The 26,271-nt window shown below is 70.9% G+C and carries 22 protein-coding genes; 4 read left to right on the forward strand and 18 right to left on the reverse strand.

Annotated elements, in window-relative coordinates; genetic code table 11:
• Positions 1 to 1,242 (reverse strand): DUF4347 domain-containing protein (locus IE246_RS26985; RefSeq protein ID WP_189995647.1); only part of this gene is annotated, 1,242 nt, incomplete at its 3' end.
• Positions 1,243 to 1,656: 414 nt separating this feature from the next.
• Between IE246_RS26985 and IE246_RS26990 the strand changes: the two genes are divergently transcribed.
• Positions 1,657 to 3,768 carry a tetratricopeptide repeat protein gene (locus IE246_RS26990; RefSeq protein WP_189995648.1) on the forward strand — a complete coding sequence of 704 codons (2,112 nt, stop codon included), beginning with the start codon at positions 1,657 to 1,659 and terminating at the stop codon, positions 3,766 to 3,768.
• Between the two features lie 45 nt (positions 3,769 to 3,813).
• On the opposite strand, the gene IE246_RS26995 is transcribed toward IE246_RS26990, so the two are convergent.
• A complete protein-coding gene (locus IE246_RS26995) occupies positions 3,814 to 5,121 on the reverse strand; it encodes a pentapeptide repeat-containing protein (RefSeq protein WP_189995649.1) in 1,308 nt (435 codons plus the stop codon).
• Between the two features lie 86 nt (positions 5,122 to 5,207).
• Between IE246_RS26995 and IE246_RS27000 the strand changes: the two genes are divergently transcribed.
• Positions 5,208 to 7,439, forward strand: a complete 2,232-nt coding sequence (locus tag IE246_RS27000) for a putative bifunctional diguanylate cyclase/phosphodiesterase (protein ID WP_189995650.1) — start codon at positions 5,208 to 5,210, stop codon at positions 7,437 to 7,439.
• Between the two features lie 188 nt (positions 7,440 to 7,627).
• On the opposite strand, the gene IE246_RS27005 is transcribed toward IE246_RS27000, so the two are convergent.
• Positions 7,628 to 8,134, reverse strand: a complete 507-nt coding sequence (locus IE246_RS27005) for a helix-turn-helix domain-containing protein (protein WP_189995651.1) — start codon at positions 8,132 to 8,134, stop codon at positions 7,628 to 7,630.
• A 140-nt stretch (positions 8,135 to 8,274) separates the two neighbouring features.
• Between IE246_RS27005 and IE246_RS27010 the strand changes: the two genes are divergently transcribed.
• Entirely contained in the window at positions 8,275 to 9,063 is a 789-nt protein-coding gene (locus IE246_RS27010; RefSeq protein ID WP_189995652.1) for a tetratricopeptide repeat protein, read from the forward strand.
• 1 nt (position 9,064) lies between these two features.
• On the opposite strand, the gene IE246_RS27015 is transcribed toward IE246_RS27010, so the two are convergent.
• The 12 genes from IE246_RS27015 to IE246_RS27070 all read right to left on the reverse strand — a co-directional run bounded on the left by IE246_RS27015 (position 9,065) and on the right by IE246_RS27070 (position 20,395).
• Positions 9,065 to 10,024 carry a type II secretion system F family protein gene (locus IE246_RS27015; protein ID WP_189995653.1) on the reverse strand — a complete coding sequence of 320 codons (960 nt, stop codon included), beginning with the start codon at positions 10,022 to 10,024 and terminating at the stop codon, positions 9,065 to 9,067.
• Positions 10,024 to 11,007: a type II secretion system F family protein gene (locus IE246_RS27020; RefSeq protein WP_189995655.1), complete on the reverse strand. Its 984-nt coding sequence runs from the start codon at positions 11,005 to 11,007 to the stop codon at positions 10,024 to 10,026. The genes IE246_RS27015 and IE246_RS27020 overlap by 1 nt, the downstream gene beginning before the upstream one ends.
• Entirely contained in the window at positions 10,995 to 12,581 is a 1,587-nt protein-coding gene (locus tag IE246_RS27025; protein WP_189995657.1) for a TadA family conjugal transfer-associated ATPase, read from the reverse strand. The genes IE246_RS27020 and IE246_RS27025 overlap by 13 nt, the downstream gene beginning before the upstream one ends.
• Entirely contained in the window at positions 12,578 to 13,807 is a 1,230-nt protein-coding gene (locus tag IE246_RS27030; protein WP_189995659.1) for a CpaE/TadZ family protein, read from the reverse strand. The genes IE246_RS27025 and IE246_RS27030 overlap by 4 nt, the downstream gene beginning before the upstream one ends.
• Positions 13,804 to 14,499, reverse strand: coding sequence for a CpaD family pilus assembly lipoprotein (locus IE246_RS27035; protein WP_189995661.1), 696 nt, complete (start codon positions 14,497 to 14,499; stop codon positions 13,804 to 13,806). Before IE246_RS27035 ends, IE246_RS27030 begins: the two co-directional genes overlap by 4 nt.
• Before the next feature lie 11 nt (positions 14,500 to 14,510).
• Entirely contained in the window at positions 14,511 to 15,962 is a 1,452-nt protein-coding gene (locus IE246_RS27040) for a type II and III secretion system protein family protein (RefSeq protein ID WP_189995662.1), read from the reverse strand.
• Between the two features lie 17 nt (positions 15,963 to 15,979).
• Positions 15,980 to 16,864, reverse strand: coding sequence for a Flp pilus assembly protein CpaB (gene cpaB, locus IE246_RS27045; protein ID WP_189995664.1), 885 nt, complete (start codon positions 16,862 to 16,864; stop codon positions 15,980 to 15,982).
• Between the two features lie 15 nt (positions 16,865 to 16,879).
• The gene (locus tag IE246_RS27050; protein ID WP_189995666.1) at positions 16,880 to 17,380 is read right to left on the reverse strand and encodes a prepilin peptidase; all 501 of its coding nucleotides are present in this window, start codon (positions 17,378 to 17,380) and stop codon (positions 16,880 to 16,882) included.
• Between the two features lie 122 nt (positions 17,381 to 17,502).
• A complete protein-coding gene (locus IE246_RS27055) occupies positions 17,503 to 17,664 on the reverse strand; it encodes a Flp family type IVb pilin (protein WP_189995668.1) in 162 nt (53 codons plus the stop codon).
• Positions 17,665 to 17,953: 289 nt separating this feature from the next.
• Entirely contained in the window at positions 17,954 to 18,508 is a 555-nt protein-coding gene (locus IE246_RS27060) for a TadE/TadG family type IV pilus assembly protein (RefSeq protein WP_189995670.1), read from the reverse strand.
• A 20-nt stretch (positions 18,509 to 18,528) separates the two neighbouring features.
• Entirely contained in the window at positions 18,529 to 18,984 is a 456-nt protein-coding gene (locus IE246_RS27065) for a TadE/TadG family type IV pilus assembly protein (RefSeq protein WP_189995672.1), read from the reverse strand.
• A gap of 4 nt (positions 18,985 to 18,988) precedes the next feature.
• On the reverse strand, positions 18,989 to 20,395 hold the full coding sequence (locus IE246_RS27070) for a pilus assembly protein TadG-related protein (RefSeq protein WP_189995674.1): 1,407 nt from the start codon (positions 20,393 to 20,395) through the stop codon (positions 18,989 to 18,991).
• Between the two features lie 238 nt (positions 20,396 to 20,633).
• Between IE246_RS27070 and IE246_RS27075 the strand changes: the two genes are divergently transcribed.
• Positions 20,634 to 21,569 carry a DUF1131 family protein gene (locus IE246_RS27075; protein WP_189995677.1) on the forward strand — a complete coding sequence of 312 codons (936 nt, stop codon included), beginning with the start codon at positions 20,634 to 20,636 and terminating at the stop codon, positions 21,567 to 21,569.
• 18 nt (positions 21,570 to 21,587) lie between these two features.
• On the opposite strand, the gene IE246_RS27080 is transcribed toward IE246_RS27075, so the two are convergent.
• The 3 genes from IE246_RS27080 to mrdA all read right to left on the reverse strand — a co-directional run bounded on the left by IE246_RS27080 (position 21,588) and on the right by mrdA (position 26,268).
• Positions 21,588 to 22,973 (reverse strand): sensor domain-containing diguanylate cyclase, encoded by a 1,386-nt coding sequence (locus tag IE246_RS27080; RefSeq protein ID WP_189995687.1) that lies wholly within the window; start codon positions 22,971 to 22,973, stop codon positions 21,588 to 21,590.
• Positions 22,974 to 23,103: 130 nt separating this feature from the next.
• The gene (gene rodA / locus IE246_RS27085; RefSeq protein ID WP_189995689.1) at positions 23,104 to 24,261 is read right to left on the reverse strand and encodes a rod shape-determining protein RodA; all 1,158 of its coding nucleotides are present in this window, start codon (positions 24,259 to 24,261) and stop codon (positions 23,104 to 23,106) included.
• A 3-nt stretch (positions 24,262 to 24,264) separates the two neighbouring features.
• Positions 24,265 to 26,268 (reverse strand): penicillin-binding protein 2, encoded by a 2,004-nt coding sequence (gene mrdA / locus IE246_RS27090; RefSeq protein WP_189995691.1) that lies wholly within the window; start codon positions 26,266 to 26,268, stop codon positions 24,265 to 24,267.
• Positions 26,269 to 26,271: the final 3 nt, after the last annotated feature.

Here is a 26,271-nt window from a genome sequence, read left to right on the forward strand (position 1 = left end):
CGACCCCGATTCCGTCGTGCCGTCGTCGCCGATCGCGGTGATGGCGTAGGAGCCGGCCGACAGCGAGGTGCTGAACGTCCAGGTGCCGCTGCCGTCCGGCGTGGCGGTGCCGACCGTCACGCCGTTGACCAGCACGTGCACCTGCGTCGCGCTGGTCGAGGTCCCGGTGAAGGTCTGGGTGGCGGAGCTGGTGATGTTGTCGGTGCTGCTAGCACCCAGGTCGGTGCCGGCGGTCAGGTCCGGCGTCGACGGGGTGCCGGGAGCGGCGACGGTGAAGACGATGGTATCGAGGCCGACGAAGTAGTTCGAGCTGCCGACGGAGTAGGACACCGTGAACGAGGTGACCCCGTTCCAACCGGTCGGGCTGAGGTCCGTGTGGAAGGCGGCGATGGTGTTCTCGGCGAGGTTGATCGTCGTGCCCGTGGTCGGCGTCAGCACGTAGTTGCCGCCGGTGGTAGGGGGGTTACTGGCCTCCCAGAACGACACCGCCGTGATATTGACCGGCACGCTGAACGTCAGCGTGGCCGTATTGCCGGCGCTGATCACGCTGCCGCTGTCGAGGAAGTTGCCGGTGACGCCGCCGGTGCTCGAGGTGCTCCAGGTCCCGCCGTCCGACCGGGTCGCGGTGACGGTCACCCCGCCCACTGACTGCTGCAGGCTGCCAGTGCCCGACAAGGTTACCGATTCGAAGTCGAAGGTCGGCAGCCGGTGCGGGTACGCGGCGAGCGCCGGTTCGCCGAATGCGAGCCCGCTCTTCGCGGCGATCGACCAGTCGCCCCCCAGCGCCCGGGCGCCGACCACGCGGTCCGACGCCGCCACCGGGCGGCCGAGAAGCTGCGACAACCGATCGACGAAGGCCGCACCCGTCGCGCCTTCGGCCACCGCGCAGCCGTACAGCACGATCTCGGCCTCGTCGGCCAGGGCATCGCGAATGCAGCCGAGCAACTCCGGGCGCGCCGCCAGGAACTCGCCATCGACCATGCGGCCCGACAGTTGCAGGCGACCCGGCGCACCGTGGGACAGGATGTGCAGCGCCGTCAGTTCGGGCAGTCCGACGGCGCGCCGACCGGCCAGCGCCATCGCGATGCTGGCGACCGGGTCACCTGAGACCGGTAGCCTGACGACCTCGATGCCCGGCCGAATCCCGGCCAGCAGCACCTCGGCCGCCGCCACATCCGAGTCGACGAACAGGATCTCCGCCACGTCGGTCTGAAACGCTGCGTATTCCCCGATGACGGTCATCGCTCGACCCTTCCGTCCCTCTCCATAGAGAGGAGCCGATGCCTCACTCGGCCCACCTCACGCACCTGCAGTTGCGTCGAGGCAAACATCGACCCGCAATCCGATCATACATCGCCCCACGACACGCCACCAGCGCGCGGAGGTGCTCCCACCGCTGGCAATGGTCCTAGAATCGCTGCGAAATCGTCAACATCATAATTTGTGACAAAGCTTGACTACTCCCGCCAGAATCTGCGCTTGCTCAACGCCGTCTACCGGAGCCTGTTTACGCGAACCACAGCGGCACGCCTCCCCCCAATCGGGCCGACGGCCAGCGGTAATCGTCGAGGAGCACTCGACGAGAACGGAAAGCTCGACGCCTGCCCGCCCGGGTGGCATTGCTGGACAGACAGCTCCGCGGCTATCGAATCGGACATGACGACCGAGCCACTCCGGGTCCTTCAGGAAGGAATCGCGCTTCAGCAGTCCGGAAACCTGCGGGATGCCCGGAGCCGTTATGCGCAGATCCCGGCCGGCAGCCCGTACTACGCCGACGCGCTGAACCTCCTGGGAACCGTCCACGCACAGTCGGGGGACCTGAAGGCGGCGGCGGCGCTGATGCAGCGGGCGGTCCGCGCCAACCCGCGCAACGTGACGGCCTGGACCAATCTCGGTTCGGTGCTGCGCGATTCCGGGGGGCGCGGTCCGGCCGAAGCCTGTCTCCGTCGCGCCCTGCTGGTCGGCCCGGATCGTATAGGACCGGCCGTGGCTCTCGAATCGGTCGCGGCCGGCAGCCGGCGCGCCTGGGTTCAGCGTGTCTGCCTGGTCCTCGACCCGGTGAACGAGCAGGTCCGCATCGAGCGCGCCAACGCTCTCGCAGCGAACGCCCGGTTCGCACCGGCCGTCGCCGACCTGACGAAATGCCTCGTCGCAAATCCGGCCCAGGCCACCGCGACCTTCAACCTGGCCAACATCCATCGCGACACCCAGGTCCTGCCGGTTGCCGACCGGCTCTACCGGCGGGCCCTGGTCCTTCGGCCGGACGACGGGCGGGCCTGGAACAACTGGGGGCTGCTGGCGTTCAAGACGACCGGCCTGCCGGAAGCCCGGCGCCGTCTCGCCCTGGCGACCCGGAAGACCCCGCAGCTGCCGCAGGGCTGGCTGAACTACGCCCGGGCGGTCCAGTTGCTCGAAGGCGACGCGGCGGCCGTCGCGCCGATGCGGCGGGGGCTGCTGCTCGACCCGGCCAATGCCGGCGCCTGCTGCGAAATCGCCGGCCTCGCCCAGACCCCGGCCTGGGCCCGGCATGCCCGTTGCCTCGCCCCGCTGTCGCACCGCCCGTATGTGCGCATCGCCCAGTTCGGCGCCGAGCCGCCGCACCGGCACCGGGTGATGCACCGTCTGCGGCAGGCGGCCCTGGCCGAGCCCGATGCGCCCGACGGCTGGTACCACCTCGCGGTGGAGGCCGCGCGCTGCGAGCAGCGGGAGCACGCGATCCGGTACAGCCGGTTCGCCACGCTGATCCGGGACGACCGGGCGAACGCCCGACTCAACAGCGCCCTCTTCCTGTTGCTGCTCGAGCGCTTCGACGTCGGCTGGGAGGCCCATCGGCACCGGCTCGAGACTCCGGAATCCAAACTCTTCAGGCGGCGCTTCGCGATCCCGGAATGGGACGGCGGTCCGATCTCGGGCGGGCATCTCCTGCTGTGGGGCGAGCAGGGCATCGGCGACGAGGTCCAGTTCCTGACCCTGGCTCCCGCGCTGCTCGAGCGGGGCGTCCGCCTGACCATCCTGACCGAACCGCGGCTGCGCCCGATCCTGCGCCGCAGCTTTCCGATCAACGTCGCCGTGCCGGATGTCGAACGCGCGACGGGGGCGGTCGAGGACCACTTCGGCGCCGACTGCCATCTGGCGCTGGGCGACCTGCCGCATCGCCTCGGCCTGTTCTGCGGCGGCGGCGCGACCCCGCGCCCGTGGATCATGGCGGACCCGACGCGTGCCGCCGAGCTGCGAAACGGGCTGACGCGCCGCCATCCCGGCAAGCTGCTGGTCGGCATCACCTGGCGGTCGGTGGCGCCGAAAACCGGGGCACGGCGGACGATCGCACCCGCGGAATGGCGTGGCCCGGCCAGTCTCCGGAACGTCGCGCTGGTGTCGCTGCAATACGGCGCCACCGAGGCCGACCGGGCCGCCTTCCGGGCCGGGGCCGCGGCCGATCTGGACCTCGAGCACGGTGTCGAGCCCCTGAACAGCCTGGACGACCTGGTCTCGCTGATCGCCGCGGTCGACCTCGTGATATGCCCGGCCAACAACACGGTGCACTTCGCCGGCGCCATGGCCCGACCCTGCTGGACCCTGCTTCCGGTCTTTCCGGACTGGCGATGGGGGCTCGCCAGCGCCGGGTCGCGTTGGTACCCGGCGATGCGGGTGTTCCGGCAATCGCAGGAAGGCCGGTGGCAGGACGTCATGGCGGCGGTGCACCGCGGTCTGCTCGATTACCGGCCGACCGAGGCCGCGGGACGGATCGAGTTCGACCGGACGGCGTGACGGACGAGGTGGCCCGGTCGGGCGGCAACCGCGCGTCGTCGCCCGCTAGCGACCGGCCCGCTCGCCCAGCACCTTGCGCACCGCGTCGTCGAGCTTGACCCCCTCCAGGATCGCGCGCTCGAACACCGCCCCGTCGACGCCCGCTCCGCGCAGGTCCGCGCCCTTGAGATCGGCCGCCGTCAGGTCGGCCTCGCGCAGGTCGACGTCACGCAGGTCGGCGTCGCGCAGCCGGGCGTAGCACAGCCGGGCCCCGGCCAGCCTGGTCGGCATGCGGCCGCCGGCGCCGAGCGACAGCGAGCGCAGCTGCCCCCCGGTCAGGTCGACGTGGTCGAGCCGCGCCCCGCTGAGGTCGGTTCCCCGCAGGTCGCTGCCGGTCATGCGGCAGCCGCGCAGGTCGGCGCCGTCGAGCTTGGCCGCCTGGATCTGCGCACCGGACAGGTCGACGTTGCACAGGGTCAGCCGCGCCCCCAGCATCGCCGTCAGGTTCGCCTTGACCAGCGACGCCTCCAGGCCGCGCAGGTCGTAGCCGGACACGTCGAGCTGCCGGCCCTTGGCGCCGGCGGTGGCGATCCAGGTGGCATGGCGGTCCAGCAGGGTCTCGAAGTCGGCGTCGAGGTCGTCCAGGGTCGGACCGACCGGCGCATCGGTCAGTGCGCCCTCGAGGTCGGCGTTGGACAGTTCGGCCATCTCGATCGCCGCGCCGCTGAGGATGGCGTTCTTCAGCGTGGCGTTGTGCAGGTTGGCCCAGCTCAGGTCCGCGCCCTCGAGATTGGCGCCGGTGAAGTCGGCCCCCTCCAGGTTGGCGCGCGCCAGCTCGCAGCCCCTCATCACCGCACCGGCGAACTTGGTGTGGGCCGCCATGCCGCCGGAGATCTTGGCGTTGGTCAGGTTCGCGCCCGTGAAGTCGGCGTACTGCATCTCGGAGGCCCGGCCCTGCGGGGACAGCACCTGCAGGTCGCCGCCGAGGTCGCGCTCGGCGATCTTGCCCGGCCGCATGTCGGCCCCCTCAAGGGTCGCCCCGGTGAGGTCGGCGCCGCCGAGGTAGACGCCGCGCATGTCGGTCTTCAGGAACCGGGCGTTCTGCAGGTTGGCCTTGCTGAAGTTGCAGCCGTACACCGAGGCGTAGTCCAGGGTGACGCCGCGCAGGTTGGCACCGGCCAGCACCGCGCCGGACAGGTCGGCCGAGGTCAGGTCGCGGCCGCTGAGGTCGAGGCCGGACAGGTCGAAGAACGACAGCACAGCCCGCGCGCCGCCCATCTTCGCCTGACGATACAACTCGTGCCGCTTCAGGACCGCATCCAGCTCCCGTTGCGAGATCTTCTCGAGTGGCGTCGTCCGGTCCCACTCAGTCATCTGCCATCCCGCCGATTGCGGCCGATCGATATTGCCTTCCAAAACCGTAACGCGGAGAATAACTTGGAAAGTCGAGTTGTGTCACCGTGCAAGCTCGATGCATCGCGGTCGCCGCCATCGACGCGCGGCCGGACGGCGAAACGGGTGTCGAGGTTTCCGGCCGGATGTCGAAGGACGTGAAGCGCCACGGGGCCAGGAAGACGGCGGCGGGCGGCGCCCCCGCAACCGGCGAGTTGCCGGACGGGACGGCACCGGCCAACCAGTTCGACCTGCTCGCCATCATCGACGAGGTGCTGCGGCCACTGCCGCTGGCCACGCTCGCCATCGACCATCGCGGTCGCGTGGTGCTCGCCAACACCCGCGCCCTGGAGCTCTTCAACGCCCGCCAGAGCGACCTGCAGGAACAGCCGCTGGGCGAGCTGTTCCCGGCCGCCGAGGCCAGCGAAGCGGCGGCGCCGGCCGACGCGACGCTGTCGCGGATAGCGGCCGGTGGCACCACCCTGGTGGCCCGCCGGTCCGACGGCATCCGCTTCGACGTCCGGGCGGTCGCCCATCCCTGGTCCCTGAAGGGCCGGGCGATGACGCTGATCGCCCTGCAGGACCCGTCGCCCGCCGCCGACTCCCCGAAGCAGGCGGCCGAACGCGACGAACTGCTGCGGGTGGTGCTGTCGGGCATGCCGGCGATGGTCAGCGTCAAGGACCGCTACGGACGCTACGTGCTGGTGAACGACTACCAGGCGGAGTTCCTGGGGGTCAGCCCGGACCAGGCCGTCGGCCGAACCACCAGCGATCTCATCGGCAGCGACGCCGGCTCGGCGATCGACGCCCTCGACCGCCAGGTCGCGAGCGGTGCGGGACTGCTGTTCACGGTCGAGGAGACCATCAAGGACCGCAACGGCCGCGACGGGGTCTGGCTGACCACCAAGTCGGCGCTGCGCGACAGCGACGGCGAGGTCGACAAGATCTTCAGCGTGTCGATCGACATCAGCGAGCAGAAGCTGCTGGAGGAACGGGCGGCGTCGCTGGTCAACTACGACGCGCTCACCGGCCTGCCGAACCGGCCGCTGCTGATGCGCCGGATCCACGAGGCGGTACGGCACGCCAAGCGGGCCCGCTCGCGCGTGGCCATCGTCGTGCTCGACATCGACAACCTCAAGGACATCGAGCGGTCCGACGGCGAAGGCGCCACCGATCACGTGCTGCGGCGCGCCGCGATCCGGCTGTCGTCGACGATCCGGGAGACCGACGCGGTCGGCCGTCCGGGCAACGAGTCCTTCGCAGTCCTGCTGAACCACATCGCCGACCCCGAGGAGGCGCTGGCCGAGGGGGCGCGGTTCGCCGCCAGCCTCGGCGAGCCGTTCCAGCTGCGCGGCAGCCTCGCCCGCCTGCAGGTCAGCCACGGCGTCGCCGTCTATCCGGACGACGGCCGCGACGAGCACGAGCTGATGGAAGCCGCCGACATCGCCATCAACCGGGCGCGCACCCGCAGCCGCCAGGGCCGCGAGCCGCTGCAGGCGTCGTCGCAGGAGCAGAGCCGGCGGCGCGCACTGCACAACGGCCTGCGGCGCGCGCTCGAGCACGGCCAGCTGACCATGGCGGTGCTGCCGGAGGTCGACCTCGCGACCGGCGCGATCGTGCGCGGCGAGACCCTGACCCGCTGGCGGCACCCGGAGCACGGCGACATCCCGCCGGAGGAGTTCATCGAAGTCGCCGAGAGCTCGGAATTCCTGGACGCCTTCACCGAGTGGTCGCTGCGCGAAGCCTGCCAGACCGCGGCCGGCTGGACCGAGGGCCCGCTGGCCGAGGTGGCGGTCGTGGTGAACCTGTCGGCCAGCCAGTTCTTCTATCCCGACCTGGTCGACCTGGTGGCCGATACCCTCGATCAGGCCGGCCTCGACCCCGGCCGGCTCGCGGTCGAGGTCGACGAACTGGCGGCGATGCAGGATCCCGATCTCGCCGCCAACATCGTCGCGGAGCTGGCGGCGGCCGGCGTCGGCGCCAGCCTCGACCGGTTCGGGGCCGAAGCCACCTCGCTCGCCTTCGTCGAGGCGCTGCAGGCCCCGTCGCTGAAGATCGACCGCAGCTTCATGGCCGACTGGCGGAACAAGGGCGGGCTGATCCGCGCGGCGGCCACGCTCGGCGGCAGCCTCGGCAAGCGGATGGTGGCCACCGGCATCGAGACCGTCGAGCAGCTGCGTCTGGCGCGCACGGCCGGCTGCCAGGGCGGCCAGGGCTTCCTGTTCGCGCAGCCGCTGTCGGTCGCCGACTTCGTCCGGTTGGTCAGCGATACCGACGGGAAGCTGACGCTGCCGGAGTGAGCGCTGCGCGGCGACGCCGTGCAGGGTGGGTAGGTTCCGGATGCGTCCCGCTGCGAGCGGGCCGCTCCGGAATGACGGATATGGGGGTCGGGCCTCTCCCTATCGTCGTCATTCCGGGCGGCCGCGCCGCCCCGGCGCGGCCGAGCCGGAACCCACGGAGCGACGGGGACTGCTTCAGTCAGCCGGCCTCACACCAGCTCGATGAACTCCGCCCACACCCGCTCGACGCGGCGCAGCCACTTGCGGGTCGACTGGATGTCCGGCGACAGGTCGCCTTCGGCGGCCAGCATCTCGGCATGCTGCTTCTGGAGCTGGTTCAGCTCGGCCACCAGGTCGCGCCCCTTGGCGCTCAGCCGGATACGCACCGAGCGCCGGTCGTGACGGGCGCGCTCGTGCTCGAGATAGCCGCACTCGACCAGCTTCTTGATGTTGTAGTTGGTGCTCGACCCCAGATAGTAGTACCGCTGGATCAGGTCGCGGATCAGCATCTCCTCGTCGCGCATCGAGACCAGGATCAGGGCCTGCACGGAGTTGATGTCGCGAATGCCGAGGCTCTGAAGCTCCAGGCGAATGACGTCCAGGTACCGCCGATGCATGCGCTCGACGATCTGCGTGACCTCTTCGTAGAACTGGCGAACCTCGCGGAAACTGCTTTCCTCGTTCGCGTCCGCTCCCTCGGGTTCACGATCCCGCATGTCTCGCCCTGTGCGGCATTCCTCTCCGGCTCCGAGCGAACGATAGCCTTTCGACGATGAATATCATAGAATTCAAAGACATTCTTGAACATGGCTAACCTTGTTCGGGAACCTTCGGCGACAATCACGAGAGAGGATCGATGACAGCTGGACGGTGGCATCGAGGCCTCCGCGCGGCCGCGCTGGTCCTGTCGCTCGGCCTCGCCGGGTGCTCGTCGGGGTGGCTGCCGTCGCCGGAGAAACCCGCGGACTCGCCTGAGCTCGCGTCGCTTCTGCGGCTCGGTGCCGCGGCCGAGACGGCCGGCGACGTCGGCAATGCCGTATCGGTCTACCAGCGGGCGCAGGCGCTCTATCCGAACGAAGGCGAGCCGCCGCGCCGGCTCGGCGACCTGTACCGGTCGCGCGGTCTGTATGATCTCGCGACACGTGCCTACGGCGCCGCCGTCGCGGCCGACCCGGGCGACCGCGAGGCCCGGCACGGCCTGGCCGCGACGCTGGTCCGGCAGGGCCGGCTCGAGGCCGCCGCCGGTCACTACGACACGCTGCTGGAACAGGACGCCGCGGACATCCGGGCCTGGAACGGCAAGGCGGTCGCGCTCGACCTGGGCGGCCACCGTGCCGCTGCCTGGGAAGCCTTCCACAAGGGCCTGGAGGTGGCACCGGACAACCTCGCCCTGCGCACCAATCTCGGCCTGTCGCTGGCGTTCGGCGGCCGGGTCGACGAGGGCATCGAGATCCTGGAGCGGGCCGCCGCCGAGCCCGAAGCCGGCCCCGAGACCCGGCAGAACCTCGCCCTCGCCTACGGGCTGGCGGGGCGCACCCAGGACGCGGCCCGGCTCGGCCGGAAGGACCTCAAGCCGTCGGACGTGGTGCAGAACCTCGACGTCTATGACTTGATGCGGGCCGCCGAGCCGGAGCCGCCCCGGTAGCTCAGAACTTCGACAGCGAGTCGACGATCTTCAGCAGGGCCGGGCCGAGCAGCACGACGAACAGCGCCGGCAGGATGAACAGGATCATCGGGATGGTCATGGTCGCCGGCAGGCGGGCCGCCTTCTCCTCGGCCGCGACCATGCGCATGTTGCGCTGCTCGGTCGACAGCACCCGCAGGGCCTGGGCGATCGGGGTGCCGAACCGCTCGGTCTGGACCAGGGTCGCGACCAGCGCCTGAACCGGCGCCAGATCGACCCGGCGGGTCAGGTTGTCGAAGGCGCGGCGGCGGTCGCCCAGGAAGCTCAGTTCGGCCGACAGCAGCCCGAGCTCCTCGGACAGCGCCGGGCAGGACGGCTCGAACTCCTCGCCGACCCGCTCGACCGCGGCGTCCAGGCTGAGGCCGGCCTCCACGCAGATCACCAGCAGGTCGAGCGCGTCCGGCAGCGCCAGCCGGATCGCGTCGCGCCGCTTGGCGGCGACCTGCCGGACAACCGCGTCGGGCAGGTAGGTACCCAGGAAAACCGCGGCCAGCACCACCAGCAGCTTGAGGTTGCCGGGAACCAGGGCCGGCGCCGACCAGTACAGGATCGTCGCCGCCCCGCCGCCGATGGTCGCCGGCAGGGTCAGCTTGGCGAACAGGTAGACGATCACCGCCGACCTGCTGCGCCAGCCGGCGGTCGACAGGAACTGCATCAGCGACGCGGTCTGGCCCGATCGCATCAGGTCGAAGCGGGTCAGCACCCGGCGCATGGCGTCGACCGGGCGGAACCGGTTGCCGGGCTCGCGCTCCCGCGATCCCCGGGCGTCGAACCCGGTGACCGCCGCGATCCGGACGGCCGGCACGCCGCGTCGCCCGATCGCCGAGGCCACCGCGCCGACGACCGCCAGCACGGTGACCACGGCACCGGCGATCACCGCCAGGCGCGGCCCTATATCGGCAAGGAAGGTCGCGGGTTCCATCAGATCCTGAACCTCGCCATGCGGATCATCGTGAAGATCCCGAGCGCCTCGGAGGCCAGCGCGGCGACCACGATGATCTGCCCGCGCGGGTCGTGGAACAGGCTCGCGATGTAGCCCGGGTTGGCGGCGTACAGGGCGGCGGCCAGGATGAACGGCAGCGAGCCGATGATGCCGGCGCTGGTCCGCGCCTCGGCCGACATCGCCTTGACCTTCAGGCGCATCTGCAGCCGGCGGCGCAGGATGTCCGAGAGGTTGGCCAGGGTCTCCGTCAGCTTGCCGCCGGTCTCGCGCTGCACCGTCAGGCAGACGATGAAGAAGTCGAAGTCGGGCAGTTCCAGCCGCCGGGCGGAGTGCCAGAGGCTGTCCTCCAGCGGCTGGCCGACCGCCAGCCGCTCGGCGACCCGCCGGAACTCCGGCGCCACCGCGTCGCCGCCCTCCGAGCCGACGGTGACGACCGCCTCGTCGACCGGCAGGCCGGCGCGCAGACTGCGGATCATCAGGTCGATGGCGTCCGGGAACTGCAGCAGGAACCTGGCCCGGCGGCGGGCGATCAGGACGGTCATCAGCAGCCGCGGCCCGGCCAGGCCGAGCCCGAGGCCGACCGCGGCGCCGAGCCCGCGCGATCCGGTGACCCCGACCGTCAGGGCCGCCCCGACGATCGCGGCGACGGCGAACAGCAGGCGGAAGCGGCCGGGCGAGATCGTCAGCCCGGACAGCAGCAGCCGCTCGCCGAACTCGCGGCCGACCGGCAGGATCTTCTCGACGATCGGCGGCCAGGCCGGACCGGCCTCGCGCGGCCGGTTGCGGATCGAGCGGGCGGCGGCCGCTGTCCGGCGGGCAGGCGCCGCCACGACCGCCAGGCGACGATCGAGGGCCCGCCGACGCCCGCCGCTGCCGTCGAACAGCAGGGCCAGGGCACCGAACCCCGCCAGCGCGCCGGCGAAGATCGCCCAACCGATCGGCAGGTCGCTCAGGCCGAACATCCGAGGGCCTCCAGCAGCCGGTTGTCGAGGCCGAAATGCGCCGCCTTCGACAGGAAGTGCGGGCGGTACCCCGAGCCCCTGAACTCGCCGTCGAGCCGGCCGGCACGCTCCTCGCCGGAGGCCTCGAAGCTGAACAGGTCCTTGAGGGTGATGACGTCGCCCTCCATCCCGACCACCTCGGACACCCGCGTCACCCGGCGCACGCCGTCGCGCATCCGGGCGATCTGCACGATCAGTTGCACCGCGTCGGCGATCTGCCGACGCACCGCCTGGGCCGACAGGGTCACCCCCGACATCGCCACCATGTTCTCCAGCCGGGTCAGCGCCTCGCGCGGGGTGTTGGCGTGCAGGGTGCACATCGAGCCGTCGTGGCCGGTGTTCATGGCCTGCAGCATGTCGATCGCCTCGGCCCCCCGGACCTCGCCGAGGATGATGCGGTCGGGGCGCATGCGCAGCGCGTTCTTCACCAGGTGCCGCATGGTGATCTCGCCGCCGCCCTCCAGGTTCGGCGGCCGGGTCTCGAGGCGAACCACGTGCGGCTGCTGGAGCTGCAGCTCGGCGGCGTCCTCGATGGTGACGATGCGCTCACCGTGGTCGATCAGCCGGCTCATGGCGTTCAGCAGGGTGGTCTTGCCGGAGCCGGTGCCGCCGGAGATCAGGATGTTGAGCCGGCAGCGCGACGCGATCTTGAGGGTCTCGGCCAGCGCCTTCGAGAGGTTCGCCTGCTCGGCCATGATGTCGAGGGTGATCGACTTCCTGGAGAACTTGCGGATCGAGATCGCGGTACCGTCCAGCGCCAGCGGCGGGGCGATGATGTTGACCCGGCTGCCGTCCTCCAGGCGGGCGTCGACCAGCGGGTTCGACTCGTCGATGCGCCGGCCGATCCGCGTCACGATCCGGGTCGCCACCCGCATCACGTGGTCGTTGTCGCGGAACCGGACGTCGGTCAGGGTCAACCGGCCGCGACGCTCGACATAGACCTGGTCCGGACCGTTCACCAGGATGTCGTTGATCGAGTCGTCGGCCAGCAGCGGCTCCAGCGGGCCGAGGCCGATCATGTCGTCGACCATCTCCTCGGCCAGGATCCTCTGCTCGGCGGCCGTCAGCTGCAGCTTCTGCTCGGCGCCGATCTCGGCCACCAGTTCGACGACCTGACGGCGCAGTTCGGCGCGCCCGAGCGCCGACGCCGCGGCGATGTCGATCTGCTCCATGAGCATCGGCTGCAGCCGGCCGCGGGCGGTCTCGATCCGGTTGCGGGTCGATACGGCGCGGGCGTCTTCGCCGGCCGGCCCCGCGTCCGGGGCTTCCGCCCCGCCGGCGTCGGGAGCCGCCGACAGCCGCTCCACCAGCCGCAGCACCAGCGTCCGCTGATCGGCCACCGACAGGGCGACGCCCTCGGTGTCGGCGAACCGGTCGAGCAGGCCGCCGACCACGTGTGCCACCTCGCGCCGAGAGGCGGTCGCGCGGCGTTCCGGCGGCAGCGAGCGTTCGAGCAGCGGCAGGAGCTGCCGCTCGGCGACCGCCAGGGCCGAGCCCCCCCGGCCGTTCGCTCCGTGCGGTTCGATCAGCGTCATCGCCGCCCGCCCCCGAGCAGCCGGGCGACCAGGCCGGGCCGCCGCGGGGCAGCGCCGGCGATGTCGACCGCCAGAGCGGCGAGCCGCTTCACCAGCTTCGATCGCCGCGCCACCTCGGTCAACGGCCGCCCCAGCGAAGCGGCCACCGTGGTCGCCTCGGAATCGGCCGGCAGGCAGGCCGCCAGCTTCTCCCCGACCACGGTCTCGAATTCGGCGCGGCTGATCTGCTCGACCCCGCGCCGGCCGGTGCGGTTGGCGACCACGCGGACCGCCGGCGCGCCGTCCACGCCCTGGGCCAGCTGCTTCAGCCGCAGGGTGTCGCGGGCCGCGGCCAGGGTGAGCTCGGCCACCACGACCAGGTCGTCGACCGCCGAGAACACGTCCCGGAGCCCGTCGGCGGCCTTCGGCACGTCGACGACGATCACCGAACTGGCGGCCGCCAGGTGTTCCGCGAGGGTGGCGAACGCGCCGCTCGGATGCCGCAACGGATCGCCGACCGGCTCCTCGGCCGCCAGCACCCGCAGCCGCTCGCCGGCGTCCACGACGGCGCGCTCCAGGTACAGGTCGTCGATCCGGTCGGGATACTCCAGGCACTCGCGCAGCCCCGGCCCGCAGGTCACGCCGAGGGCCAGCGCCGCGTCGCCGAAGCGCAGGTCGAGGTCGACCAGTGTCGTCCGCAGGCGGTGGCGTCCGGCGAACAGGGCGGCGAGCGTGCAGCACACGGTGCTGGCGCCGACCCCGCCCCGCGCCCCGACGACGGCGATCTTGCGGGCCGGCCGGCTGTCGGACCGCGGCGGCGCCTGCCGCTCGACGCGGTCGACGGCCTCGGCCAGCAGCGCCTCGTCGAACGGCTTGACCAGATAGTCGATCGCCCCCTTTGCGAGCAGGCCGCGATAGAGCCGGGCGTCGTTGCTGGCACCGACCGCGATCACCCGGCAGCCGCCCTCGACGACGTCGGCCAGGCTCTCGAAATCGCCCAGCGGATCGGCGCAGTCGGACACGTCGACCAGCAGGACCGCGGGCGGTTCGACCAGCGCGAAAGTCCGGGCAGCGGCGGCCAGCCCGCCGTCCTGGACCGCCGCCGCCGGCCAGCCGCGCGACGCGGCGTGCCGGGCGACCAGCGCGCGGGTGGTCTGGTCGGCGAGATAGGCCGCGAACGGCTCGGTTCCGGCGAGCGTCGGCTCGCGGCGATCCTCGGTCCGGTCGAATGCCTGGAGCGCGCTCATTTGTCCTTGCCTCCGAACGCCTTGGCGAACGCCTCGGCAATGGGGTTGCCGCCGTCAGCCTTGGCGCCGGCCGAACGGTACTTCTCGACGCCCTTGACCGTCGGCGCCGAGTCCGCCGGCCCCATCGACCGCCCGGTCACCAGGTCGACCGGCTCCGCGACCATCAGGCCGAGATTGGCGGTGGTCGCGCAGCCGAGCGGACGGCGCGACGCCGTCTCGTCGACCCGGGCGTGGAGCGCGCGCGGGTACGCCTCGCACGCCGGAGCCTCGACCCGGGCCTGCTGAATCTCGACGGTCACGCCGTTGCGGTCCGCCTCGCCGGCCGCCGGACCGGACACCGGGGCCGCCGCCCGCATGACCGAGACGCCGGCGCCCTGGAGGGCCGCCACCGTCCAGTCGGCCCGGGCCTCGGACACGGCGTCGCCGGGCGCGTCCGGCGCCACCAGGACCAGATGGCCGCGGCCGAGGACCGACGGCGCCATGCGGGCGCGGAAGTCCCGCAGCCGGTCGCCGCCCAGGGCGGTCCGGCCGGGCTCGAACGCCACCCGCTCGGTGCGGGCGGTCAGCGCGACGAAGTTGGCCTTGGCCTCGGCCGGGACCGGCGGGTCGCGGCGGGCGAACGGACCCGGCGCGCAGGCCGAGGCTGCGGCCAGGAGCGCGACGGCCAGGGAGACACGAAGGGGTTTGCGCACGACCACCTCCCTCAGTTCAGGATGAAGCCGATCGGACCGGCCAGCCGGCGCGACAGTTCGCGCTGGTCCTCGGTGCCGCCGATCAGCGGGGCGGGCTGCCGTGGCGCCTCGGCCAGGCTGGTCGGCTCGGCCGATCGGCGCGACGGACCGCCGGCCAGCGGCCGCGCCGACAGCGCATCGGGCGAACCCGCCACCGGCAGCCTGATGTCGGCCGGGTTGTCGACCGGGCGCACCAGGTACGGCGTCACCACGATCACCAGCTCGCTCTCGCCGCGGGTATAGCGCTCGGACGAGAACAGCTTGCCGAGCACCGGCACGTCGCCGAGGCCGGGCAGCTTGCGGACGTCGTTGTCCACCGTCTCCTGCAGCAGGCCGGCGATCGCGAAGCTCTGGCCGCTGGCCAGCTCGACCCGGGTCTCGGCCCGCCGGGTGGTCAACGCCGGGATGACGAAGCCGTTGACCTCGACGGCGCCGTTCGACGACAGCTGGCTGACCTCGGGCAGGACGTGCAGGCTGATCCGGTTGTTGTCCAGGATGGTCGGCGTGAACTCGAGGCTGACGCCGAACTCCTTGAACACCACGGTCGCGAAGTTGTTGTCCTGCGGCACCACGATCGGGAATTCGCCGCCGGCCAGGAACTCGGCTTTCTGGCCCGTCGATGCCGTCAGGTTCGGCTGGGCCAGCAGGGTGACCAGCCCCTCCTCGCTGAGGAAGTCGAAGATCACGTTGAAGTCGACATTGCCGCTGGAGAACGCGCCGACGATGTTGTCGACGCCGTTCTGGCGCGTCAGGAACTGCCCGGCGTCGCTCAGCACCGGGTTGCCGGTCGCGATCCCGAGCAGGCTGGAGCCGTTGTTGAACAGCGCCTGCCAGTTGACCCCGAACCGCTCCAGCAGCGAACGCGACACCTCGGCCATGCGTACCCGCAGGTTCACCTGGGTCGGCTGGGTCACCTCGAGCCGATTGATCAGCTTGTCCTTGGCGGCGAACCGGCCGGCCAGCTCCATGACGCTGGCCGCGGCCGCCGGCGTCGCGACCCGCCCGGACACCAGGATCGAGTCCTCGAACGACCGCACCGCCACCTCGCCGCCGGCCACGGTGTGGTTGATCAGGGCTTCGAGGCTGCGGACGTTGTGGCTGACCCGGATGGTCATCGAGGCCACCAGGGCGTCATCGCTGCCGAGCCCGAACAGCGTGGTCTCGCCCACGCCCTTGCCGTACAGGTAGATCATGGTCGGCGACTTGACCTGCACGTCGGCGATCCCCGGGTCCGCCAGGAACACGGTCGAGACCCGGCGCGGGAACCGCAGCAGGCGGCCCTTGCCGTTTTCGACTTCCAGGGCGGTCGTGTCGGCGTCGATCACTTCGACCCGGGCTGCGGCGGCGGGACCGGCCGGCACGGCGATCGCGATCGTCGCCAGGAGGACGAGGACAGCCGCGGACAGGCGCTGCTGGCTGATCATGACATCTGCTCCTTCGACTACTGCTTCCAGCCGGCTGGGAACGCCTTGCTCTGGCGCTCGCCGCCGCGGACCACGGTGACCTGGACCTCGCGGGCCTTCGGCCGCTGCGCCGGCTTCAGCGACAGCAGCGAGCTGGCATCGCTATCCAGCGTGTAGCTCTTGCCCGGGGCCTCGACCGGCCCGTCCTCCGCCGACGCCAGGCTGCGCAGGCTGAGCGACAGCCGGCCCAGCTGGGCGGCGACGGTGACCACCTCGACCTGCTTGGCGGTCAGCTCCAGGGTGGCGGTCTTGGCGACCAGCGGCTTGCCGGTCTGATCGTCGACCCGCTGGTCGAGCGCCAGCACCCGGATGTCCTGCAGCACCGTCTCGCTGGCCCGCCGGCGGGGACCCTTGTCCTCCTGCGAGATCACGTGGGTCAGCACCACGTCGACCCGGTCGCCGGGGAACACCAGGCCGGCGATCCCGGTGGCGGCATCGACCTCGACCGACACCGCCCGGTGGCCGGGGGTCAGCATGGCGGCCAAGAACCCGCGGTCGCCCGGCCTGACCACCCGGCGTTCGGTCACCGGCTCGCCGGCCAGCAGCGACGACCGGACGACCGCACCGTCGAAACCGCCGCGCCCGGAACCGTCTCCGTCGCCAGCCTCGCGCATGAAGTCGTCCTTCACGCCCTCGGCCGGCCAGTCGGTCCAGACCAGATGCTCGGCCCGCAGGATCTGACCGGCCGGCAGGTCGGCCGCCGCGACCAGGATGCGAACCGTCGGATTCTTCACGACCACCGGCGCCGAGGTCGGCACCGCGCGGTCCTTCTGGATCTCGAGCCAGCGGTTGGCACCCGCCGTGGTGACGCCGGCCGAGGCGACGGCCACCGTCAGGAGGAGCACAGTCCGCAGTCGGGCCATCGGTCCCTCCTCTGCCTAGAAGCGGATCAGGTCGAACAGGATCAGCAGCCCGGCGCCGGCAATGGCGACCCCGTAAGGCAGCCGCAGGCCGGCGACCGGCCGACTTCCGTCGGGCCCGGCAACGGCCGGGCGCAACAGCCGGGCGGCGGCGACCACGACCGCCGCCAGCGCGCCGCCGAGCAGGGCGACCAGGCTCAGGAAGCCGACCGCCTGCCCGGCCGGCAGCCACAGCACCGTCGCCGCCAGCAGCTTGACGTCGCCACCCCCGAGCCAGCCGTGCTGGAACGCGAACGCGCCGGCAGCCAGGACCGCCAGGGCGGCGAGAGCGGAGACCGCCATCGGGAGAAGTGCCGTACCGGCGATCGCGGAGACCGCCAGGCGGGAAAGCCACAAGACAATCAGCGATAGAACGATCCAGTTCGGAATGGTGAACCGGCGAAAGTCAGAAACCGCCGCTGCGACCAGAAGCGCCGCGATGGCGAAGGAGAATGCCGGGGAGAAAATCGACTGGGTCATGGCCGGATCCTCTCGGGTCGGAGGGCGGCGCGCTCCCCCGCGAGACCGGGGAGAGGGGAGTCAGCCTCGCGGGGGAAGGGGCGGCGGGAGCACCGGCTCCCGCCGAGCGCGTAGCCGACCGCTCAGAGCTGGCCGGCGATGTTGTTGAACAGGCCGGTCAGGCCGCCCTCGAGGGCCTGCAGCCCGACGATCATGGCGACGCCGATCAGGGCGGCGATCAGGCCGTACTCGACGGCGGTGGTGCCGGACTGGTCGCGGGTCAGGGTCTTCAGGAGCTTGGTCATGGTGATCCCCGTTGCTGTAGTGAAGTCTATGACTGAATACTACGTACATTCACGGAGACACGACAAGCATTATCCATGGTAAACGCAAAGAATAATAAGGTCTCGTATAATAATAAATCAACACACGTATCGTCGTTACATTGCCAGAAGAAAGATGAGAAAATTCGATAAAAGTGAGTCTTTCGCCCGCGGAGTTCCTGGAATCCGACGAGGCGACCGGCAGGGCCGGCCGCCTCGCGGACGCGGATCGTCGGGGGAGGAGGAAGCGACGCCGCTGTGGGGGGGACCGCTACTGGGGGATGCTCAGTTCGCCGACACGCGGGCGCAGCACCGCGGTCTTGTAGATCCCGTTGAACGACGGGGTGACGCCGAGCAATGGCTGCAGGGCGTAGAACACCTCGGCGACGGCGACCGTCTCGCCGGCCGACAGCGCCAACCCGGCCGGCAGCGACGCCTGGCCGCCGACCGCACCGATCCGGCTGGCCGCCTGGCCGGGCCCCGTGTCGCGGACCTGCCAGACGATCTCGGCCGGAGCGTCGGTCCGGCCCTGGACGACGCTGAGCACCACCTGGCCGTCGGCCTCGAACGCGAACGGCGCCGCGAGCTGGCCGGCCCCGAGCAGGAAGTCGGCGACCCGCACCACGTCGACCTCGGCATCGCGCGCCAGCTCGCCGGCCGCACCGGCGGCCACGCTCTGCATGGTCATGTTGGCGTACAGATAGCGGGCGGTCTCGACGATCCCGATGGTCAGCATCAGCATCAGCGGCGTGGCGATCGCCGCCTCGACCACGGTGGATCCTGAGGTCGATCGGGCCAGCCGGCTGGCGAGGCGGAACGGGAGCATTGCGCGTCCTCCGGCGGGGCCTAGTAGCGCTCGGCCCGGACGACCGCCGAGGCGCCGAGATGGACGGCGCCGGTGACGACCTGCATCAGCGGGGTGAGCCCGGGCCAGGTCATCGCCGCCTCGATCTTCAGGACGTCGCCCGAGCCGCCGAGCCCGGCGCTGCCGGCGCCGGCCGTGCCGGCCGCCTGGTAGCTGGTGTAGGACGAGGTCTGGATCTGCACCCCGGACGTGTCGATCATGCCGAGCGACATGCCGGACACCAGCTCCAGCAGCCGCTCCTCGCGGGTCATGCCGGTCGGCGCGGTGCCGGTGACCGCGAACCGCGCGGCCCGGTCGACCGCCGACTCCAGCACGCCCTGGGCGAAGTACATCGACGCCGCCTCGAGCAGCATCACGAACACGGTGACCAGGGCGAAACCGGACGCGGCGAACTCGATCGCGGCGGTCCCGTCGGTGTTCTTCAGCATCCGTTTCATGGCGCTACTCGATCAGCCTCAGGCTGCTCAGCTTCTGGCCGATCGACCGGAAGGCGGTGGCCAGCATCTCGTTGGTCGGCGAGTGGAAGTAGTGGTCGTCGCTGGTCGCGCAGTCGCGGTACAGCGCCTGGGTGCCGGAGTCCGGGGCCGAGCCGAAGGTGATGGTGAACAGCTCGATCCCCAGGTCCTTCATGTCCCGGCAGGTGGCGGCGAACCGCCGGTCGATCTCGGCCCGCGCCTGGCTGCGGCTGGCGCCCGGCATGAACTCGTGCAGCCGGCCGTAGGCGGTCTTGTCGGAGCCGAGCGGCCCGACGCCGTTGTTCGGCGCGTGACCCGGCCAGTCGTAGAACTGGTTCTCGCCGTCGGTCATCATCACGACGATCTTGTCGATCAGCGGGTCGTCGTAGCCGGTCGGCAGGGTCGCCAGTTCACCGTCGCCCCACAGCCCGGTCCAGCCCGGCGAGACCGTGCGCCAGCCCCACACCAGGCCGAGGTTCCCCAGCGTGCCGCCGCGGTGCCAGGGCAGCATCTCGTCGATCGCCGCCTCGACCGTCGCACGGTCGCGGGTCAGCGGGGTGATCGCCGGACCGCAGCCGAGATTGGGCCCGGTGCCGTCGTTCTGGGCCTCGTTGCGCTCGTCGATCTCGGGCCAGACGTTGTCGACGTCGGAGGCCCAGTAGAACGAGGTGAACGGTGCCGAGGCAGGGGTCGCGTCGTCCTGGTCGCGGCCGTTCGAACGCGCCGTCACGCAGCCCTTCCAGACCGTGGTGCCGAAGCTGGCGGGGTCCATGAACACCCGGTCGCCGGGATCCAGCCAGGCGGTGCGGCCGTTGCCGACGTTCACGGTGGCGCTGTACGGCACGACCGAGAGCCAGAGGTCCTCGCGAACCTGCTCGGGGCCGTACAGGATCGCGACCAGGTCGCGCGCCGAGGCCTTCATGGCGTCGATCTTGCCGCCCGAGCGCATCGAGCCGGTGTTGTCCATGACCAGCGCGATCTCCGCCGCCCGGTTGGTGCGCAGGACCCCGGAATGGGCGTGCACGGTCAGCGAGCTCCGGCCGACGAACCGCATGAACTGGGTCGGGAACTCCGCCGAAGCGTCGACCCGCACCACGTCGTCCGGGGTGCCGACGATCGATACGCCGGTCACCGACGCACCGACGTAGCCGGCCTCGAAGTTGGCGTCGAACAGCCGCCGCCCGTCGCCGACCGGATCGCCCTGGATCATCACCTTGGCGGCGGCGAAGGCGGCGGCGTCGGCGGCGTCCTGCAGCTTGTCCTTGAGCATCAGCGCGGTGAACCCGTCGACCGCCAGCCCGGCGAAGCCGAGCATGGTGACCATCCCGAACGCGGTCATCAGCGCGGCGTTGCCGCGGGTGTCCGCCAGGAGTGTCGAGAGGGGCCGGGTCATGGACTTTGCGATCCGAAGGTCTGGTTGCGGGCTCGTCCGTCAAGATGCTCGTGCAACCGGCCCCGGGATTCGAATCTTTAATCAGCGATGAAGTTGCCGTCGAACTGCCGAAAAAACGCCGGCGAATTTCGATAAAATTGCGGGTTCCTGGAGAGCGGCCGGCGATGCCGGCGAAACCCTGCCCCCTCACGGACATTTCACACTCAAACCGTGCCCTGGCCTGCACTATGATGTCCGCATGCCCGGGCGCCTTCCGCTTGCCGTTCGCTTCGCCGCCTCGCTGCTGGCGGCGGTCCTGCTCCAGAGCGGGCGGGCCGCGGCGTGCACGCCGGAGCTGTCGGAATCCGGGCTCGGCGGCATCACCCGGGACACGCCGTTCGACGCGGCGACGATCGCCGGCGCCCTGCCCGACTGCCGGGTCGAGCGCGGTGGCGGGTCGAGCGAGGGCGAGCCGGTCGACATCCTGGTGATCAAGGACGGCACGACGCCGGTCGCCCTGGTGTTCCCGGACTGGACCGGCGGCATCTTCTCGGTGCTGATGCAGGGTAGCGCCGTGCGCAACCGCTTCGGGGCAGCCCTCGGCATGCGGTTCGCCGGGGTGTTCGGCAAGTCCGCGGCGCCGGTCTGCGTGCCCGGCGTCGAGGATTCCTCGAGCCGGGTGATGTGCCCGGTCAAGCCGGGCTCGCGGGTCGCCTACGTGTTCGAAGGTGCGTGGAACGGCCCGGACAGCACCCTGCCCTCGCCCGACGTCCTCGCCGACTGGACCCTGGTCGCGTTCCTGTGGCGCCCGACCCCGTTCGAGGATCCGCGCTGGGTCGACGTCGCCGGCTTCGACCCCGGCGAAGGCCCCGCCCTGGCGGGCCGGGTGCGCGACGCAGTCGACGATCCGGCGGCGCTGGCACGGCTGGTGGTGTACCCGATCGTGCTGCGCTGGTCCGCCGGCGGCGGCGAGAAGGCGGTCGACATCCGCGATCCCGACACCTTCGTGGCGGAGTACGGCCGGCACCTGACCCCCGCCTTCGTGGCGGCGGTCCGCGACGAACCGGTCGGCGACGTGCACATCGACGACCACGGCGCGGCGCTGGCCGCCGGTCGCATCTGGATCGCGCCGGTCTGCCTCGGCGAGGACTGCGCCGAGTACCGCTCCGGCGTGATCGCGGTGTCGATGTTCTGAGACCTCGCTGGACGCCCGTCAGGCCGCCAAGTAGACCCGGTTCCGCCCCGCGGTCTTGGCGCGGTACAGCGCGTCGTCGGCGCGCTTCAGCACAGTCTCGATGTCGGTGTCGAGGTCGCTGCGGAACTCGCCGACCCCGAAGCTGGCGGTGAAACCGACCGGTCCGGCGTCGGTCTGGACCTCGGTGCACTCGAACGCCTCGCGGATGCGCTCGGCCAGGGCCTGGGCGCCGGCCATCGGGGTCTCGGGCAGCAGCAGCACGAACTCCTCGCCGCCGAACCGGGCTGCGAGGTCGCCGGACTGCCGCAGCGTCGAGCCGACCATGTCGGCGACCCGCTGCAGGACCTGGTCGCCGACATCGTGGCCGTGGCGGTCGTTGATCGACTTGAAGTGGTCGACGTCGATCATCACCACCGACATCGGCCGGCCATGGCGCGAGGCCCGCTCGACCTCCTCGCGGGCTCGCGCCAGGAAGGCCCGGCGGTTGGCCAGGCCGGTCAGCGGATCGGTGGTGGCCAGCCGCTCCAGTTCCTGGCGCAGCTGATGCGACTCGGTCACGTCGACCATCACGCCAGTGATGCCGATCATCTTGTTCTCGGCATCCCACATCTTGGCCTTGTGCATGACCATGCGGCGGCGTCCCGCGACCGCGAAGACGAGGTCGGTCTCGTAGACCTGGCGCGGCTCGTCGCCGTCGTAGAGCAGCCGGTCCCGGCGTTCGATCTCGGCGACCATCTCCGGGCTGAAGAACTCGTCCAGGGTCCGGCCGACGAACTCGTCGGGATCGCGGCCGTGCAGCTCCGCGTAGCGCTGGTTGACCATCTGGAAGCTGCGGTCGTCCCGGTTCTTGAAGAACACCGGCACCGGGATCGCCTCCAGCAGGTCGGCCACGAAACGGGCGGCGTTGCGTGCCTCGCCGCGGGCCGCATCGGTGTCCTCGGCGATCCGCGCGAGATCGGCCGCCTGGGCATCCAGGAGCTCGTATTGATACAACAGCTCGACGCGCTGACGCTCCAGCGCCTCGTTCGCCTCGACCAGTTCCGTCACGTCGGAGAACGTCACCACCAAATGGGCGTCGGCGCGCACGATGGCGCCGCGGAACACCAGCCCGGACGGGCCTGAGCGGCGATCGACCTCGAACCGGGCCGGCTCGCCGGTCAGCCAGACCCGGCGGTACTTCTCGAAGGTCTCCTCGTCGCCGCCGAAGAAATCCTGCAGGACGCGCTGCCCCAGCAGTTCGCCCGTGCCGCGGGCCAGGATCTCCTCGGCCCGGCGGTTGACGATCTCGAACACCAGATCCTCCAGCCCGCCATCCGGCCCGAACAGCGGGCTCAGGATGACGATGCCATCCAGGCTCGACTGCAGGAGCGCCTCGAAGAGGATGATCGGCTGGTTACGCGGCATATCGCGTGGGCCACCTGTACGTTCGGGTGCGCGCTGACGTGCGGCGATGGACTCGGCCGCGCCGCCACGCTACCGCCAGATGGTTTGCAAGCGGTTAACGCCTGGGTCGGGGTCGGGGTCGGGCGCAGGCTCAATCCTCGTCGACGCCGGCCCGCCCGATCCGGACGTCCCGGTGCACCGACACGCCCAGCACCATCCCGAGGCCCAGCATGATGGTCAGCATCGCCGTGCCGCCGTAGCTGATCATCGGCAGCGGCACGCCGACCACCGGGATCAGGCCCATCACCATGGCGACGTTGATGAACAGGTACAGGAACAGGGTCGTCGTCACCCCCAGGGCGACCAGCCGGCCGAACTGGCTGCGCGCCCGGATCGCGATCGCGAAGCCGTAGGCGATCACCAGCACGTAGAGGCCGATGAGGGCGAGCCCGCCGACCATGCCGAACTCCTCGGCCAGCATGGTGAAGATGAAGTCGGTCTGCTTCTCCGGCAGGAAGTTGAGGTGGCTCTGGCTGCCTTCCAGGAAGCCCTTGCCGAAGATGCCGCCGGACCCGAGCGCGATCTTCGACTGGGTGATGTGGTAGCCGGAGCCGAGCGGATCGCTCTCCGGGTTCAGGAAGGTCAGGATCCGCTGTTTCTGGTAGCCGCGCATGAACTGCCAGGCGATCGGAACCGCGGCCATGCCCAGGCCGATCAGGGTGAGGAACTTCCAGATCCGGACCCCGGCCAGGAAGAAGGTGGCTCCCGCCCCCATGATGATCATCAGCGCGGTGCCCAGGTCCGGCTGGCGCAGGACCAGGACGACCGGCATGGCGATCATCAGCAGCGGCGGGATCAGGTTCAGCGGATTGCCGACCTCCTCCCAGGTCAGGCCGTGGAAGTAGCGGGCGAGCGCCAGGACCAGGGTGATCTTCATCAGCTCCGAGGGCTGCAGCTGGAACAACCCGAGGTCGATCCAGCGCTGCGCGCCCATGCCGATCTCACCCATGATCTCGACGCCGACCAGCAGCACCAGCACGCCGGCATAGAGCAGGTAGGCGCTGCGCATCCAGAACCGGATGTCGACCATGGCGATCGTCAGCATGACCACCAGGCCGAAGCCGAACCGGATGGCCTGTCGGTAGGCCCAGGGACTGACGCTGCCGTTGGCCGCCGAATACAGCATCGCGAACCCGACCGAGGCGATCGCGACGATCAGCAGGACCATCAGCCAGTTCACCGCGGCCAGCTTCTGGCCGAGCGTCATCTCCGGGGCGTTCAGGAGTTCGTTGCGGAAGCCGCCGGCCATCGCTCAGCCTCGCTGACTGGGCTTGCCGGCCGGGGCGGCGCTCAGCGGCGCCTCCGTGCCGGGGTCGATCCGCAGGGTCTCCAGAAGGACGTCGGCGGCGATCGGGGCCGCCATCGACGACCCGCCGCCGCCGTGCTCGACCACCACCGCCACCGCGTAGCGCGGTGCCTCGACCGGCGCGAAGCCGACGAACAGTGCGTGGTCGCGGTCCCGCCACGGCTGGTCCTTCAGCTTGGTCAGCCCGGCCGCGCGCTGCGCCATTGTGATGCGCTTGACCTGCGAAGTCCCGGTCTTGCCGCCGAGGGTCGGCTCACCGTCGCGGCTCTGGACCCGCCGCGCCGTCCCGTGGCTGCCGTTGACCACGGCGCTCATGGCCTGGCGCATCAGGTCGAGGTCGCGCGGATCCAGCCCGAGCGGCGGGAAGCTGGGGCGGCCGCCGGCGGTCGGGTGGCGGACCAGCCGCGGAACCACCGCCCGGCCGCCGTTGACCATGCGTGCCGTCATGGTCGCGAGTTGAAGCGGCGTCGCCAGCACGAAGCCCTGACCGATCGCCGCTACCAGGGTCTCGCCGCGTTGCCACGGTTCGCCGCGCGTTGCCAGCTTCCACTCGCGGCTCGGGATCAGGCCGCGCCGCTCGCCCGGCAGGTCGATGTCGAGGTTCTCGCCGAGACCGAGCCGCCGCGCCATCGCCTCGATGCGGTCGATGCCGATACGCTTGGCGATCTCGTAGAAGTACACGTCGCAGCTCTGCTCGACCGCGCCGGTCATGTCGAGCATGCCGTGGCCGCCGCGCTTCCAGCAGTGGAAGCGGGTGTCGCCGAGCTCGAGATGGCCGGGGCAGAAGAACCGGGTGTCCGGGCCGGCCAGGTCGGCCTCCAGGGCGGCCAGGCAGACCAGCATCTTGAAGGTCGAGCCCGGCGGGTACTGGCCGGCGATCGCCTTGTTGGTGAGCGGCGACCGCGGGTTCGACAGCAATTCCTCCCAGTCCTTGGCGGACAGGCCGTGGTTGAACGGGTTGGGATCGTAGCCGGGGACCGACACCAGGGCGCGGAGCTCGCCGGAATGGACGTCCATCACCACCACCGAGCCGCTCTCGGCCTCCACCACCTCGCCGTCCTTGTCGACCAGGATGGTGTCCTCCGCCTCGCTCTTGGCCAGCACTTCCGGCGTCGCCTTGGCGAGCGCCAGCTGGGCCCGCGGATCGTCGACCGGAATCCGCTCGGCGGTGCCGCGCGCCAGCCGCTCGGTGGCGAAGCGCTGCAGGTTGATGTCGATGCTCAGGCGAACGTCCCGGCCGGGCTCGCCCTCGTCGCCCGGCAGCTTCCGGATGATCCGGCCGAGCGCGTTGACCTCGACCTGACGTTGCCCGGCGGTACCGCGCATCGCCAGGTCGTGGACCTTCTCGATCCCGCTCTTGCCGATCCGGAAATCCGGCAGCTCCAGAACCGGGTCGCCGGTCAGCTCGTTCTCCGAGACCGCGGCCACGTAGCCGGTGCAGTGCACGGCCAGCGAGCCGAACGGGTAGCGGCGTGAGCGCCCGACCTCGATTCGCACGCCCGGCAGGTACGGGGCGTTGACCGCCACCCGGGCGATCTCCTCGCGGCTCAGGTTCTCGACGACGGTGACCGGGACGAAGGCGCGCTTGCGCTTGACGTCCTTCAGGACCCGCCGGACGTCCCACTCCGGTACGTCGATGATCGACCCGAGCGCCGCCAGCGTCGCCGCCACGTCGTCGGTCTGCTCGCGCACGATCTCGACCCGGAAGTTGTCCTGGTTGTCGGCCAGTGGCACACCGTTGAGGTCCAGGATGCGGCCGCGGATCGGCGGCAGCAGCTCGAGGTTGAACTGGTTGTCGCGCGACAGCAGGGTGTAGCGGTCGGCCTCGACGACCTGCAGGTAGTACAGCCGGGCCGCCAGGGTTCCCACCAGCCCGAGCTTGCCGGCGGCCAGCATCAGCGCCCGGCGCGTGAAGATCCTTTGGCTGTCCTGCTCGCTCGCCTTCAGCATGGC

Source organism: Thalassobaculum fulvum (assembly GCF_014652915.1).
GTDB lineage: Bacteria > Pseudomonadota > Alphaproteobacteria > Thalassobaculales > Thalassobaculaceae > Thalassobaculum_A > Thalassobaculum_A fulvum.

Coding starts and splice junctions, on each gene's coding strand:
- IE246_RS26990 (WP_189995648.1), top strand. CDS start 1,657: ATGACGACCGAGCCACTCCGGGTCCTTCAGGAAGGAATCGCGCTTCAG.
- IE246_RS26995 (WP_189995649.1), bottom strand. CDS start 5,121: ATGACTGAGTGGGACCGGACGACGCCACTCGAGAAGATCTCGCAACGG.
- IE246_RS27005 (WP_189995651.1), bottom strand. CDS start 8,134: ATGCGGGATCGTGAACCCGAGGGAGCGGACGCGAACGAGGAAAGCAGT.
- IE246_RS27010 (WP_189995652.1), top strand. CDS start 8,275: ATGACAGCTGGACGGTGGCATCGAGGCCTCCGCGCGGCCGCGCTGGTC.
- IE246_RS27015 (WP_189995653.1), bottom strand. CDS start 10,024: ATGGAACCCGCGACCTTCCTTGCCGATATAGGGCCGCGCCTGGCGGTG.
- IE246_RS27020 (WP_189995655.1), bottom strand. CDS start 11,007: ATGTTCGGCCTGAGCGACCTGCCGATCGGTTGGGCGATCTTCGCCGGC.
- IE246_RS27025 (WP_189995657.1), bottom strand. CDS start 12,581: ATGACGCTGATCGAACCGCACGGAGCGAACGGCCGGGGGGGCTCGGCC.
- IE246_RS27030 (WP_189995659.1), bottom strand. CDS start 13,807: ATGAGCGCGCTCCAGGCATTCGACCGGACCGAGGATCGCCGCGAGCCG.
- IE246_RS27040 (WP_189995662.1), bottom strand. CDS start 15,962: ATGATCAGCCAGCAGCGCCTGTCCGCGGCTGTCCTCGTCCTCCTGGCG.
- cpaB (WP_189995664.1), bottom strand. CDS start 16,864: ATGGCCCGACTGCGGACTGTGCTCCTCCTGACGGTGGCCGTCGCCTCG.
- IE246_RS27050 (WP_189995666.1), bottom strand. CDS start 17,380: ATGACCCAGTCGATTTTCTCCCCGGCATTCTCCTTCGCCATCGCGGCG.
- IE246_RS27055 (WP_189995668.1), bottom strand. CDS start 17,664: ATGACCAAGCTCCTGAAGACCCTGACCCGCGACCAGTCCGGCACCACC.
- IE246_RS27060 (WP_189995670.1), bottom strand. CDS start 18,508: ATGCTCCCGTTCCGCCTCGCCAGCCGGCTGGCCCGATCGACCTCAGGA.
- IE246_RS27065 (WP_189995672.1), bottom strand. CDS start 18,984: ATGAAACGGATGCTGAAGAACACCGACGGGACCGCCGCGATCGAGTTC.
- IE246_RS27070 (WP_189995674.1), bottom strand. CDS start 20,395: ATGACCCGGCCCCTCTCGACACTCCTGGCGGACACCCGCGGCAACGCC.
- IE246_RS27075 (WP_189995677.1), top strand. CDS start 20,634: ATGCCCGGGCGCCTTCCGCTTGCCGTTCGCTTCGCCGCCTCGCTGCTG.
- IE246_RS27080 (WP_189995687.1), bottom strand. CDS start 22,973: ATGCCGCGTAACCAGCCGATCATCCTCTTCGAGGCGCTCCTGCAGTCG.
- rodA (WP_189995689.1), bottom strand. CDS start 24,261: ATGGCCGGCGGCTTCCGCAACGAACTCCTGAACGCCCCGGAGATGACG.
- mrdA (WP_189995691.1), bottom strand. CDS start 26,268: ATGCTGAAGGCGAGCGAGCAGGACAGCCAAAGGATCTTCACGCGCCGG.